The following is a 12,607-nucleotide window of genomic DNA, read 5'->3' as shown; positions in this document are numbered from 1 at the left end:
CGCGCCGTCGGGCGCGAACGTCAGGACCGACTCGAAGGCGTCAAGGCCGTACAGGCGTTGCTTGCCTGCCCTGCGGTCCCGCACCAGCCCGACCTCCCGCAGCACCCGCAGGTGTTTGGACGCCCCCGGCTGGGTCATCCCCAGCTCCTGGGCCAGCTCGGTCACCGGCCGCTCACCCGCCCGCAGCAGCACCAGGATCTCCCGACGCTGCGGCTCGGCGATCGCGTTGAAGACGTCCGACGTCGTCGCTGCTCGTGCCATGACCGCAACCATATTCCGATATCGGCATACGTCAAGCCTGGAGGAATCAGGCGAGTCCTGACAGTCGACGATCATGTTCTGATCATTGCTCGCGGGAACAGCGGCGACCGCCGGCACACACCGCGTGGCCCGGCCCGGCCTTGTCCTCAGGGACTGGTGCGCTGGCCACATTCGTGCGCGTCTACCGACCGGGCGGGACGAGAATCGGCTCGTTCTGACTACTGCACGGGGTGGACGGGTCGGAGGCGGGATGAGCCCGGTCGAGACCGGCGTGTCCGGTGGCACGGCGGTGCCAGCACAGGCAGGGCCAGCACGGGCGGAGCCGCCCGCGCGGCCGGGGCCGCCCGCGCCCGCGCCCGCGCCCGCGCTGCCGAACGAGGTGCTGGTGGACGGCGTGCCGATCCGCTACGCCGTGTCCGGGGCGGGCAGCCGCGACCTGCTGCTCGTGCATGGCTACCGGGCGCACCACCTGTGGTGGTACCGGATGCTGCCGGCGCTGGAGGAGCGCTGGCGGGTGATCAGACTCGACCTCAGCGGCCACGGCGACAGCGGGCACCGCGAACACTACGGCGTGGACATGTGGACCGCCGAGCTGATCGCGGTGCTCGACGCGGTCGGGTCCCGCCAGGCGCTGGTGATCGGTCACAGCATGGGCGGCCGGGTCGCGGCGGTCRCCGCGGCCAGCCACCCGGACCGGTTCGGCGGTGTCATCATGCTCGACTCGATGCTGYGGCCGGCCGGCTCGCCACCGCCACGGGTGGCGTCGCTCCCACCCGGGCGCGAGATCGTCTACACCTCGCGGGAGACCGCGACCGCGCGGTTCCGGCTGCAGCCACCGCAGCCGGAACCGTCGGCGGACCTGGTCCACCCGGTCGCCGAGTACGCCGTGCGACCGACCACGAGCACGGGCGCCGAGGGCTGGACCTGGAAGTTCGACCAGCACGGACTCGCGCCGACCGACAACGACCGGGTAGTGGACAGCCTGGCGCGGCTACGGATGCCGGTGTGGTACGTCCGCGCCGGACTCAGCCTGATCGTCACCGACGAGATCGCCGCGTACGCGCGCGGCGCGCTGCCCGCCGCAGCGACCTTCGTGACGCTGCCGGACGCCCACCATCACATGATTCTCGACGCCGCGGACGAGTGCGTCCGGCTGCTGGCGGACCTGCACGGCGACCTGGCCGCCGCCGTCCGCCCGCGTTACTCCTCCTGATTCTGGAGAGTTTCGCCGCAGGGTCGAAGGCGGCGGCCCCATCCCGGTGGAGGTCGTTCAGGCCGCGGTGGGACCGAACTGGTCGGTGAAACGGCCGGTGAACAGGTCGACGCCCTTGTACTGGGAGACCGTCGTGGCCGAGACGACGGCCGGGCCCTCGGGGGTGGGCATCTGCCCGACGCCGCCGCGCGGTCCGAGCGGCAGCAGGATGATCGGATGTGGCAGCGGCTGGTAGGTGGTCGTGGGCCGCTCGCCCCGCAGCTGCGCGGTGATGTTCGTCGCCACGACCTCCGCATGCCGCAGGGCATACGCGGCCAGCTTGTCCTCGGCGACATCGGTGAGGTCGCCGACCGCGTAGACATGGTCGTGCCCCGCGACGTTCAGGGTGTCGGTCACGGCGACCTCGCCGCGCGCGGTGAGCGTGGTGAGCCGGCCGTCGGCAAGGTAGTCGTTGTTGAGACGCACCCCGTGGGCCTGGAACCAGATGTCGGCGGTGACCTCGGCGCCGTCGGCCGTGGCGACGGTGAACGTCCCGGCCCGGCCGGCCTCTGTCGGCGGCGGCGCCGTCAGGCTGACTCCCAGGCGCAGCTGGATGTCCAGGTCCTCGAGCTGGCGGTGCAGGTCGTCGCGCATATCCGGCTCGAAGCCCGCCAGCAGCGTCTCGGCGGGGTCGACGACGGTCACGGACTTGTTCGGCCAGGCATCCTTGATCTCACCGGCAAACTCCAGGCCGACCGGACCCGCGCCGACGATCAGCACACGCTCGGCGTCGGCCAGCTCCTTGTGAGTGTCGCGCAGGTCCGCCAGCGCGTCCTCGGTCGCGTCAGCCTTCGACTTGGCCGGGTAGGCGTAGCTGGAGCCGGTGGCGAGCACCAGGTAGTCCGCCCGCACATGCCGCCCCGAGGAAAGGGTGACACCGCCGGAATCCACCGAGACCGCTCGCTCTCGAATCACCGTGCCCCGGGTGAGCAGCGTGGCGAAAGGAAAAAACATCCTGGGAGCCCAGGCCGGTTGAACCAGCGCCCGCAGCGACCCGGCCGCGTTGACGAAGGCGTCCCGTGGATCGATCAGAACGACATCGGCCTCGGCTTCGGCCTCGAGGGCCTTGGCGACCGCCGCGCCGCCATAACCCCCGCCAATGACCACAACCGTACCGCTCATGATTCTCAGCTCCCGCGGACGCAGAGTCGGGCTCGACGTCGCCGAGCCCCTTTTTGGCGACTCTCGCCAGCGGGCGGGCGTTCAGGAAGGCCGCGCGGAGGGTGGTAGTGACGGGGACACCAACAACGGTGGGGACGCTGTTACGGTCGGACCGTGAGCGACAACGAGCTCGGGCTGTTCCTGCGTACACACCGCGAGAAGGTCAGCCCGGCCGAGGTCGGCCTGCCTACCGGACCGCGCCGCCGTGCCCCTGGGCTACGCCGCTCCGAGGTGGCGGCCCTCGCCGACGTCAGCGTCGAGTACGTGATCAGGCTCGAGCAGGGGCGCGACCGCCGACCGTCCCCGCAGGTGCTCTCGGCCCTCGCCGACGCGCTCCGGCTGACCATGGGCGAACGCGTCCACCTGCACCGACTGACGAAGGCCGCGGACCCCGCGTTCAACTGCCGGGGCCTCGGCAGCCTGTCGCGCGTCGTCCGCCCGACCGTCCAGGCCCTGCTCGACCGCCTCGAGCCCACACCCGCGGTGCTGCTCGACCCGCTCACCGACATCCTCGCGCACACCGCCGGCTACGAACGGCTCGCCGGACCCACGGGGCTGTTGGACACCGCGCAGCCCAACCTCGCCCGGTACGTCTTCACCGACAGCCGCGCCCGCGCCGCCTACCCGGACTGGGCCCACGTGGCCGACGAACAGGTCGCGGCGCTCAAACAGGGCCCCTTCCGGGCGCGTCCCGACATGGCGGCGTTCGTGGACGAACTGACGGTCACCGCCGGGGAGGCCTTCACCCACCGGGTCGACGCGGTTCCCAGCCTGGCGAAGAGCAGCGGCGTCCTGCGCCTGGCCCACCCCGATGCCGGCGCGCTTCGCCTCGCCTACGAAACCCTCGAGCTCCCCGTCGACGACGAACAACGTCTGGTCGTCTACCTGCCCGCCGACGCGGCGACGGCCGCGGCGCTCGACCAGCTCAACCGCGACCGGACGCAGCCACTACGCCTCGTCGTCCACTGACGCGGGCCACGGCCCGGTCCAGCCGGGCCGGGCCGGGCGCACCTGACCTCAGGACCGCGCGACCGGCCGGCGGCGTAGCTCGGGGCGCAGCGACGGGTCTCCGGTCATGTGGAAGACGCCGGCGAGGTCGGTGCCAGGGCGCACGACCTGGTCGATGGCGTCGAGGGTGGCGTCGTCGAGCACGACGTCGACGGCGGCGAGCACGTCGTCGAGCTGCTCGACGGTCTTGGGGCCGATGATCGTCGAGCTGATGGCCGGATGGCGGTCGACGAACGCGAGCGCCAGGTGGGTGAGCGAGAGGCCGGCCGCCGCCGCGATCTTGGACAGCTCCTCCACCGCGTCGAACCTGGCCTCGGAGTCCGGATCGCCGGAGATCGTGCGGCCCCGGGCGAACACGCTGCCGGCGGCGTACCGCGAGCTGGCCGGCTCGTCCTGGCCACGCCGGTACTTGCCGGTGAGCCAGCCGCCGGACAGCGGGCTCCACGGGATCACCCCGATGCCGTGGCGCAGGCAGGCCGGCAGCACGGCCTGCTCCACCGACCGCGCGAAGATCGAGTACTGCGGCTGCTCGCTGACGAATCGTTCGCTGTTACGACGCTGGGCGGCCCACTGCGCCTCGACGATCCAGTCCGCCGGGAAGGTCGACGAGCCGATGTACCGCACCTTGCCCTGGCGGACCAGGTCGGTGAGCGCGCCGAGAGTCTCCTCGAGATCGGTGTCCCAGTCGTGCCGGTGGACCTGGTACAGGTCGATGTAGTCGGTCCCGAGCCGGCGCAGGCTGTCCTCGGCGGCCTTCATGATCCATCGCCGGGACCCGCCGCGCTGGTTGCGGTCGGTCCCCATCGGGTTGAAGCACTTGGTCGCGATGACCACGTCGTCGCGCCGTGCCCCGACCGCCTTGCCGACGATCTCCTCGCTCTCGCCGCGGGAGTAGATGTCGGCGGTGTCGATGAAGTTGATCCCGGCGTCGAGCGCCCGGCCGATCATGCGCTCGCACTCGTCGTGGTCAGGGTTGCCGATGACCCCGAACATCATCGCGCCCAGGCACTGACTGCTGACCTCGACGCCGGTTCGACCGAACTTGCGGTACTTCATCCACACTCCCCAGGTCAGCCGGCACACTATCGCGGCGGGCTCTCGGGCCCGGCCGCCCGGACGTGGCCCACCCGGCAAAGACGTCCGGCGTGCCGGGCCAGCAGGCAGGCCGGCCGGCCGGYCGGTCAGCGGAGCCGGACGGTCAGACGGGGTCGACCGCCGTCGCGCCGCCGTCGACGACCAGGCAGGCACCGGTGATGAACGCGGCCTTGGGGCTCAGCAGAAAAGCCGCGGCGTTGGCGACGTCAGCCGGCTGGCCGAGCCGTCCGAGCGGAGATCTCTTCTCGAACTTCTCCCGCAGGCCGGGAACGTCGAGCGCCGTGGCGATCATGGGGGTTTCGATGTAGCCGGGGCAGATGGCGTTGACGCGGATGCCGTCGGCGGCGAGCTGGTGCGCCATCGAGCGGGTGAGCCCGAGCAGGCCGGCCTTCGACGCGCAGTAGGCCGGAATCGCGCCGTTGCCCTGGAGCGCCTCGATCGAGCTGATCCCGACGATGGCGGCACCCGGGGCCGCGCGCAGCGACGGCAGGAGCGCCTGGCTGACGAGCGCGTGGGCGCGCAGATTGACGTCGAGAACCTTGTCCCAGAGATCCGCGCTGAGCGCACCGATCGGATCGATGCTCACGACTCCGGCCGCGTGGACCAGCCCGTCGACTCCCCCGAGCGTCGCCACCGACGCCTCGACCGCGGCCGCCACCGCCGCCGCGTCGGTGACGTCGAGGACGACGGCGCTCATCCCCAACGAGGCGGCCACGTCGACGACCGACTGGTTCAGGTCCCAGAGCACGACGGGCCGGCCCTCGTCGACCAGCGCCCGCGCGCAGGCCTCACCGATACCCGAGGCGCCGCCGGTGACGACCACGCCGGTCACGGCCGCGTCAACGCCTCGACGCGTTCGCCGGCCCGGACCGCGACCCGTGGCACCCGAGCCCTCACGGCACCCGTCACGACGATCTGTCGCATCACGACGACCTGGCGCACGGTTCTCCCTCGCACCCGTCGACCTCGCACCGGCCGACCGTGGACACGGCGTCCGTCGGCACGATGTCCATGGACACCAGATCCATAGACCTGAGGTCCGTGGACGAAGCGTCCGTAGACACAATATCGATCTTGTGTACTACTGTATACCTTATGCGGAACCGTCACGCAGGCGAAACCTTCACCACCTCTGACGACGAGATCGCCGCGGCCCTGCTCGACGTGAGCATCCCGACGCTGATGATGTCGATGGTTCACATGGCCGGGGATCTGGAGTTGATTCGCGGCCGGCTGAAGCCGGCGGGMCTGTTCCTCAACGAGGTCCAGGGCTTCATGTCCGAGGAGGACAAGGCCGAGGTCCGGGCACTCGCGCTCGACGTCATCCGGGACTACCGCGACGCCGGGTGCCCGGACCCGAGGTCCCTGTCCGGCGACGAGCTCCACGAGATGATGGAGTGGCTGGTCTGCGGCGAGGTCGCGCCGGAATACGTGCCGATGCTGCTCGAGGAGATGGAGCTCGCCGGCACGGATGACCGCAGGATCGAGGCGACGTCGTCGCCGGCCGGCCGGGCCGCGTTCCCCGTCGTGGTCATCGGCTGCGGCCAGTCCGGCCTGCTCGCGGGTATCCGGCTGAAGGAAGCCGGTATTCCGTTCACGATCGTCGAGAAGAACGCCGGTGTCGGCGGAACCTGGTGGGAGAACTCCTACCCGGGCGCGCGGGTCGACGTCGGCAACCATTTCTACTGCTACAGCTTCGAGCCAAGCGACCACTGGACCGAGTTCTTCGCCCAGCAGCCGGAGCTCCAGCGCTACTTCGAGGACGTCATGAACGCCCGCGGCGTAGCCCCGCACGTCCGCTGGCGGACCGAGGTGCTCGGCGCCGACTGGAACGACGACGATGGCACGTGGTCGGTCCGCTGCCTCGGGCCCGACGGCACCGAGAGCGTCCTGACCGCCCGCGCGGTGATCTCGGCGGTCGGTCAGCTCAACCGGCCGAAGATGCCGGACATCCCCGGCCGCGACGACTTCGCCGGCCCCGCGTTCCACACCGCGCGCTGGGATCACGACGTCGACCTGGCCGGCCGGCGGGTGGCGATGATCGGAGCCGGGGCCAGCGGCTTCCAGATCGCGCCGGCCATCGCGCCCGACGTCCGGCACCTCACCGTCTTCCAGCGCACCGCGCAGTGGATGTTCGCCAACCCGAACTACCACGCCAAGGTCGGCCCCGGTGTCCGCTGGGCGCTGCGACACCTGCCGTTCTACGGCCGCTGGTACCGCTTCCTGATCCTCTGGCCAGGCTGCGACGCCGGGCTGGCGGGCGCGCGCGTCGATCCGGCCTATCCCGACCAGCAGGTCGCGATCAGTGCGCACAACGAGCTCATCCGCCAGATGTTCACCAACCTGATCACCAGCCAGTGCGGCGGTGACGAGGAACTGATCGCGAAGGTGGTTCCGGACTATCCGGCGACCGGCAAACGCACCCTGCAGGACGACGGCAGCTGGCTGCGGACCCTGCGGCGCGACAACGTCGACCTCGTCCGGACCAGCATCGACCACATCGAGTCGGACGCCGTCGTGACCGTCGACGGGCGGCGCCACCCCGCCGACGTGCTCGTGTTCGCCACCGGCTTCCGGATGACCGAGGTGCTGGCGCCGATGCGGATCACCGGCCGCGACGGGCGGGACCTGCTGGAGCTCTGGGGCGAGCGGCCGGCGGCCTACCTCGGCATCACCGTGCCGGGATTCCCAAACCTGTTCCTGATGTACGGGCCGGGCACACACCTGGCGCACGGCGCGAGCCTGATCTTCCATTCCGAGTGCCAGATGCGCTACATCTCGCGGTGCCTCGACGAGCTCATCGGYGGCGGCCACGTGTCGATGGAGCCGAACCAGGAGCGCTATGACGACTGGCACGAACGCACCCAGCGGGAGATCAGGACGCTGGTGTGGTCGCAGCCGTCGATCAGGCACTCCTACTTCAAGAACTCCCGCGGCGAGATCCACGGCGTCAGCCCCTGGCGCGTCGTCGACTACTGGACGTGGACGGCCGAGCCAGACCTCAAGGACTTCGTGATCCGATGATCGGCTTCACCCCGGCGGCCGCGGACCCGCCGGACTCGGTGCGGACCATCTTCCTCGACGCCGCCGTCCGCTGCCTGCGCGACGTCGGGATCCGGCGCACGACGATGGTGCGGGTCGCCGACGAGGCCGGCCTCTCGCGGGCCTGGCTCTACCGCCACTACCCCGACAAGGCCTCACTGCTCGGCGCGGCCCTGATCCGGCAGGACGAACAGTTCTGGGCCGGAGCCCGCGCGCTCGTCTCGAAAAGGAAAGGACTGGCCGCCCAGGTCGCCGAGGCGGTGTGCTATTCGCGGCGGCAGGAGCCGGACGCGCTGGTCCTGCGGCTGCGAGCCAGTGAACCGGAGGCGTGCGCCGCGGTTCTGGGAGCCGGGCTGCGCCAGGCGGTCCCCGGCATGGCCGTGTTCTGGCGCCCCTATCTCGAGACGGCCCGCGCGCGCGGCGAGGTACGCGCCGACCTCGATATCGCGCGCGCGGCCGAATGGGTCATCCGCGTGGTCATGTCCCTGGTCACGACGCCGGGCGACGCGGTCGACCCCGACGACTCCGCGTCGGTCCGCCGTTTCGTCGAGGAGTTCCTCGTCCCAGGCCTTTCCTAGGACCGAGACGGGACGGGGCGGAAGCCCGCTGCGCCGCGGCGCAGCTTGACGCGACTCCCATATTCGGGGGAGTCTGCTGCCACCAATTTTCGCGCGAATCCGCTCCCGCGAATCCGGCGCGCCGCAGCCCTGGCCAGGCCAGCTCGGTGTCCGCCTTCCGCTCGCCGAGGCCCGACCGGCCGTCGCCGTCCCGCCTCTGGACACACCCGCCGCCAGCGCCACGCCCGGTGCCAGCCCGGGCACCCAGCCATCCCGGGAGCAAACGCATGGATGACGTCGACGACCTGCTCGCCGCGGCCCGCGCCGAGACCAGCCTGACGGACTTCGGCGAGGACACGTTCAGAGAGGGCCTCGACCTGCTGGTCGACTCCTTACGCAAGGAGGCGAGACTGACCGCCGTCGGCGAGTTCGCCCTGCGCGACATCATCGTCCGGCTGCTGAGGAACCGCCTCCAGGTCGAGGACTGGTACCACCGTCATCCCGAGATCGACGGCGAGGTCATCGAACGCCCGCTGATCGGTCTGGGCCTCCCCCGCACGGGTTCCACGGCGCTGGCCGCGCTGCTGGGTGAGGATCCGGGGGCGCGTTCGCTGGTGCAGTGGCAGGCCGAGGAGCCATGCCCGCCGCCCTCCACCGTGCCCGCCCCGGATCCGCGGATCGCCCGTTCCCAGGCCAAGTCGGCCATGACGCGCCAGCTGTCGCCGAAGCTGGCCACGATGCAGCCGTCATCGCCGACCGGGCCCTTCGAGGACCACGACCTCATGGGACTCGACTTCAAGTCCCAGGTGTTCCAGGCATTCGCGCAGATCCCGTCGTACTCGTCCTGGCTGCTCGACGCCGACCTGACGTCGACCTACCGTTACGAACGCCGCGTGCTGAAACTGCTCCAGTGGGGCGCCGAGCGCCGGCCGTGGCGGCTGAAATGCCCGACCCACCTGGTCTACCTCGGCCATCTCGACCAGGCGTTCCCGGACGCACGTTTCGTGATGACGCACCGGGACCCGACGGAGGTCCTCGTCTCCGTCGCCGACGTGTACGCCACGGCGGCCGCGATGTTCAGCGACGAGGTCGACCCCCACTACCTCGCGGCCCTCAACGTCGAGCAGTGGTCCGTCGGTATGCGACGCGCGTTGGAGTTCCGCGACGCGGGCCACGACGAGCGGTTCTTCGACCTGGACTTCCGCGCCGTGCAACGCGACCCCGTCGGCGAGGTCCGGCGGCTCTACGCCTGGCTCGGCGAGCCCGTCACCGGACCGTTCGAGGCCGGGATGCGGCGCTGGTGGCACGAGAACGCCGAGAACCGCGAGGAGAACGTCCATCCGGACCCGGCCGACTTYGGCCTCGACCTGGACGAGGTGCGGCCGCTCTTCGCCGACTACGTGACGCGGTCCGCGCGGTGGACCRCATGAAAGGGGACCACCCCATGGCCATGGACCTGACCGGCGGCCTCGACGAGGAACGGGAGTTCGTCTTCGCCAGGCAGCCCGACGACCCGGAGGCGCGCGAGTCGGTCAACGCGTGGATCTGGGACGACAGCGGGACCTTCGGCATTCCACGCATCGGCGTCGAGGCCGTCGCCGACCAGTGGGACACGCACGACGTCCAGGTCAACATCGGGTTCGCGGACGGGCGCGTGTACAACGTGTTCGGCACGGGACCGGTACACGACCCGGCCGGGCCGGACGGCCGGCCACGGGTCCTGGGTGCTGGTCCGCTGTCGTTCGAGCTGGTCGAGCCGTACCGCCACCTGCGCGTCCGGCTCGACGGCACGGCGCTCACGACCACCTCGGGAGCGCAGATCGACGGCTGGACGCCGTGGGGCGGCGGCGAGCAGGTGCCCGTCAAAGCCGAGATCGACATCTACCCGGCCGCGCCGCCCTGGGAGAACGGTTCGACCAGCGAGGACGCCCGCCGCATCCTGGCGACCCAGGAGGAGGGCTACCTCATCGGCTATCCCTGGCGGTTCGAGCAGCTGTGCCGGGCCACCGGGACTTTCACCATCGGCGACGAGGTCCACCATCTGAGCGGCGGCGCCGACCGCATCCGCCGGCAGGGAATCCGCCGCCTGGCCAAGTTCTGGGGCCATGTGTGGCAGGCGGCGCTGTTCCCCAGCGGCCGAGGTTTCGGCTTCCAGGTCTATCCCCCGCGCGCCGACGGAAAGCCCACGTACAACGAGGGCTACGTGGTCGACGGCGGCGAGCTGATTCCCGCCCGCGTCGCGCGCGCCCCCTGGCTGCGGACCCTGGAGGCCAGCGGCCAGGACGTCTCGGTCACGCTGGAGACGGCGAAGGGCACGGTCGAGATCGGCGGCGAGACGGTGCTCTCGACGTTCATGGTGATGCCGCCCGAGGTCGGCGGCGGCATGCAGCTCCAGCAGGGCCTGGCCCGCTACACCTGGGAGGACGAGTCCGCCATCGGCATGATCGAACGGTCCAGCACGCCCGACCAGATGGCCTGACGTCGCGATCGCCACCCGGCCGACCCCGGGCGGGGCCTCATGGGTTTGGATGGAACCGATGAGCCACGTCGAGGTCGCGCATGTCGAGTACCACCTGCCGGACGGGCAGGTGCTGCTCGACGACGCCTCGTTCCGGGTCGGGGATGGCGCCATCGCCGCGCTGGTCGGGGCCAACGGCGCGGGCAAGACGACGCTGCTGCGGATCATCACCGGCGAGCTGGCGCCGCACGCCGGCACGGTGACCGTCAGCGGGGGCCTGGGCGTCATGCCGCAGTTCGTCGGCTCGGTCCGCGACGACCGGACCGTGCGCGACCTGTTGGTCTCGGTCGCGGTTCCGCTCATCCGGCGGGCCGCGCGCGCCGTCGACGAGGCCGAGGTCGCGCTCGTCGAACGCGACGACGAGGCGGCGCAGATGAGCTACGCGCAGGCCCTCGCCGACTGGGCGGACGCCCGCGGCTACGAGGCCGAGACCCTCTGGGACATGTGCACGATGTCCGCGCTCGGCATGCCCTACGAGAAGGCGCAGTGGCGGGCCGTGCGGACGCTGTCCGGCGGTGAGCAGAAACGGCTGGTCCTGGAGGCCCTGCTGCGCGGCCCCGACGGGGTCCTGCTGCTCGACGAGCCGGACAACTACCTGGACGTGCCGGGCAAGCAGTGGCTCGAGGAGCAGCTGCGCGCCACCCGCAAGACCGTGCTGTTCGTCTCCCACGACCGCGAGCTGCTCGTGCGGGCGGCGCAGCGGATCGTCAGCGTCGAGCCGGGGCCGGCGGGAAGCGTCGTGTGGGTGCACGGTGGCGGCTTCGCCACCTACCACCAGGCGCGCGCCGAACGGTTCGAGCGGTTCGAGGAGCTGCGTCGGCGCTGGGACGAGAAGCACGCGCAGCTGAAGAAGCTCGTGGTGGACATGCGGCAGTACGCGTCGCGCAGCGACGAGATGGCCTCGCGCTACCAGGCCGCCCAGACGCGGCTGCGCAAGTTCGAGGAGATCGGCCCGCCGCCGGAACCGCCGCGCGAGCAGAAGATCACCATGCGGCTGCGGGGCGGGCGCACGGGCGTGCGGGCCCTCACCTGCAAGGGGCTGGAACTGACCGGTCTCATGCAGCCGTTCGACCTGGAGGTCTTCTACGGCGAACGGGTCGCCGTGCTCGGCTCGAACGGCTCGGGCAAGTCCCATTTCCTGCGGCTGCTCGCGGGCGGCGACGTCGCCCACGAGGGCGAGTGGAAGCTCGGGGCCCGCGTCGTGCCGGGGCATTTCGCGCAGACGCACACCAGGCCGGAGTTGCAGGGGCGCACCCTGGTCGACATCCTCTGGGCCGACCACGCGAAGAGCCGGGGAGCGGCGATGAACGCGCTGCGCCGCTACGAGCTCGACGGCCACGGCGACAAGCCGTTCGACCGGCTGTCGGGCGGCCAGCAGGCCCGCTTCCAGATCCTCCTGCTCGAGATCGGCGGCGCGACGGCGCTGCTGTTGGACGAGCCGACCGACAACCTCGACCTGGCCTCCGCCGAGGCCCTGCAGAAGGGTCTGGAGTCATACGAGGGAACGACCCTGGCGGTCACCCACGACCGCTGGTTCGCCCGGTCGTTCGACCGTTTCCTGGTGTTCGGAACCGACGGCAAGGTTCGCGAGACTGCCAAGCCGGTCTGGGACGAACGACGGGTGCAGCGCGCCCGCTAGGCCAAAGGGCACGCGGCAATGGCGGAGCCTCGCGTGACCGGAGGCCGTCAGACACGGCCTAAGCCCCGCCGGGT

General features: G+C 71.1%; 12 protein-coding genes. 7 read left to right on the top strand and 5 right to left on the bottom strand.

All coding sequences use genetic code 11. From position 1 onward, the window contains the following. Nucleotides 1–261: ArsR/SmtB family transcription factor (locus tag BCD49_RS38385; protein ID WP_071042489.1), on the bottom strand; the 261-nt coding region annotated here is incomplete at its 3' end. Between the two features lie 250 nt (nucleotides 262–511). On the opposite strand from BCD49_RS38385, the gene BCD49_RS38380 reads away from it, so the two are divergent. Beyond that, nucleotides 512–1,474: an alpha/beta fold hydrolase gene (locus BCD49_RS38380; protein WP_071042488.1), complete on the top strand. Its 963-nt coding sequence runs from the start codon at nucleotides 512–514 to the stop codon at nucleotides 1,472–1,474. A gap of 57 nt (nucleotides 1,475–1,531) precedes the next feature. On the opposite strand, the gene BCD49_RS38375 is transcribed toward BCD49_RS38380, so the two are convergent. Continuing rightward, the gene (locus tag BCD49_RS38375; RefSeq protein ID WP_007511268.1) at nucleotides 1,532–2,635 is read right to left on the bottom strand and encodes an NAD(P)/FAD-dependent oxidoreductase; all 1,104 of its coding nucleotides are present in this window, start codon (nucleotides 2,633–2,635) and stop codon (nucleotides 1,532–1,534) included. A 153-nt stretch (nucleotides 2,636–2,788) separates the two neighbouring features. On the opposite strand from BCD49_RS38375, the gene BCD49_RS38370 reads away from it, so the two are divergent. Continuing rightward, entirely contained in the window at nucleotides 2,789–3,643 is an 855-nt protein-coding gene (locus tag BCD49_RS38370) for a helix-turn-helix domain-containing protein (RefSeq protein ID WP_007511266.1), read from the top strand. 48 nt (nucleotides 3,644–3,691) lie between these two features. Here the strand turns inward: BCD49_RS38370 and BCD49_RS38365 are convergent, their stop codons facing one another. From BCD49_RS38365 to BCD49_RS46045, 3 genes are all read right to left on the bottom strand, one after another. After that, complete coding sequence (locus tag BCD49_RS38365; protein WP_007511263.1) at nucleotides 3,692–4,738, bottom strand: aldo/keto reductase; 1,047 nt, start codon at nucleotides 4,736–4,738, stop codon at nucleotides 3,692–3,694. A 142-nt stretch (nucleotides 4,739–4,880) separates the two neighbouring features. Continuing rightward, on the bottom strand, nucleotides 4,881–5,609 hold the full coding sequence (locus BCD49_RS38360) for an SDR family NAD(P)-dependent oxidoreductase (RefSeq protein WP_007511261.1): 729 nt from the start codon (nucleotides 5,607–5,609) through the stop codon (nucleotides 4,881–4,883). Next, the gene (locus BCD49_RS46045) at nucleotides 5,606–5,734 is read right to left on the bottom strand and encodes a hypothetical protein (RefSeq protein ID WP_274535057.1); all 129 of its coding nucleotides are present in this window, start codon (nucleotides 5,732–5,734) and stop codon (nucleotides 5,606–5,608) included. The genes BCD49_RS38360 and BCD49_RS46045 overlap by 4 nt, the downstream gene beginning before the upstream one ends. Before the next feature lie 138 nt (nucleotides 5,735–5,872). On the opposite strand from BCD49_RS46045, the gene BCD49_RS38355 reads away from it, so the two are divergent. The 5 genes from BCD49_RS38355 (at nucleotide 5,873) to BCD49_RS38335 (ending at nucleotide 12,533) form a co-directional block, all read left to right on the top strand. Then, a complete protein-coding gene (locus BCD49_RS38355; protein ID WP_027140860.1) occupies nucleotides 5,873–7,801 on the top strand; it encodes a flavin-containing monooxygenase in 1,929 nt (642 codons plus the stop codon). Beyond that, the gene (locus tag BCD49_RS38350; RefSeq protein ID WP_007511257.1) at nucleotides 7,798–8,397 is read left to right on the top strand and encodes a TetR/AcrR family transcriptional regulator; all 600 of its coding nucleotides are present in this window, start codon (nucleotides 7,798–7,800) and stop codon (nucleotides 8,395–8,397) included. Before BCD49_RS38355 ends, BCD49_RS38350 begins: the two co-directional genes overlap by 4 nt. 266 nt (nucleotides 8,398–8,663) lie before the next feature. Next, nucleotides 8,664–9,806 (top strand): sulfotransferase family protein, encoded by a 1,143-nt coding sequence (locus tag BCD49_RS38345; protein ID WP_071042487.1) that lies wholly within the window; start codon nucleotides 8,664–8,666, stop codon nucleotides 9,804–9,806. A gap of 14 nt (nucleotides 9,807–9,820) precedes the next feature. Beyond that, nucleotides 9,821–10,855, top strand: coding sequence for a DUF7064 domain-containing protein (locus BCD49_RS38340; protein ID WP_027140861.1), 1,035 nt, complete (start codon nucleotides 9,821–9,823; stop codon nucleotides 10,853–10,855). 58 nt (nucleotides 10,856–10,913) lie between these two features. Next, nucleotides 10,914–12,533, top strand: coding sequence for an ABC-F family ATP-binding cassette domain-containing protein (locus tag BCD49_RS38335; RefSeq protein WP_007511252.1), 1,620 nt, complete (start codon nucleotides 10,914–10,916; stop codon nucleotides 12,531–12,533). Nucleotides 12,534–12,607 lie beyond the last annotated feature (74 nt).

This window comes from Pseudofrankia sp. EUN1h, from assembly GCF_001854645.1.
GTDB classification, from domain to species: Bacteria; Actinomycetota; Actinomycetes; order Frankiales; family Frankiaceae; genus Pseudofrankia; species Pseudofrankia saprophytica.
The sequence above is the reverse complement of the archived record's forward strand: the minus strand, read 5'-3'. Positions and strand labels throughout refer to the sequence as shown.

What these genes read in the sequence shown, in the direction of transcription:
- BCD49_RS38365 (WP_007511263.1), bottom strand. Translation starts at nt 4,738, where the DNA reads ATGAAGTACCGCAAGTTCGGTCGAACCGGCGTCGAGGTCAGCAGTCAG.
- BCD49_RS38375 (WP_007511268.1), bottom strand. Translation starts at nt 2,635, where the DNA reads ATGAGCGGTACGGTTGTGGTCATTGGCGGGGGTTATGGCGGCGCGGCG.
- BCD49_RS38340 (WP_027140861.1), top strand. Translation starts at nt 9,821, where the DNA reads ATGGCCATGGACCTGACCGGCGGCCTCGACGAGGAACGGGAGTTCGTC.
- BCD49_RS38350 (WP_007511257.1), top strand. Translation starts at nt 7,798, where the DNA reads ATGATCGGCTTCACCCCGGCGGCCGCGGACCCGCCGGACTCGGTGCGG.
- BCD49_RS38335 (WP_007511252.1), top strand. Translation starts at nt 10,914, where the DNA reads ATGAGCCACGTCGAGGTCGCGCATGTCGAGTACCACCTGCCGGACGGG.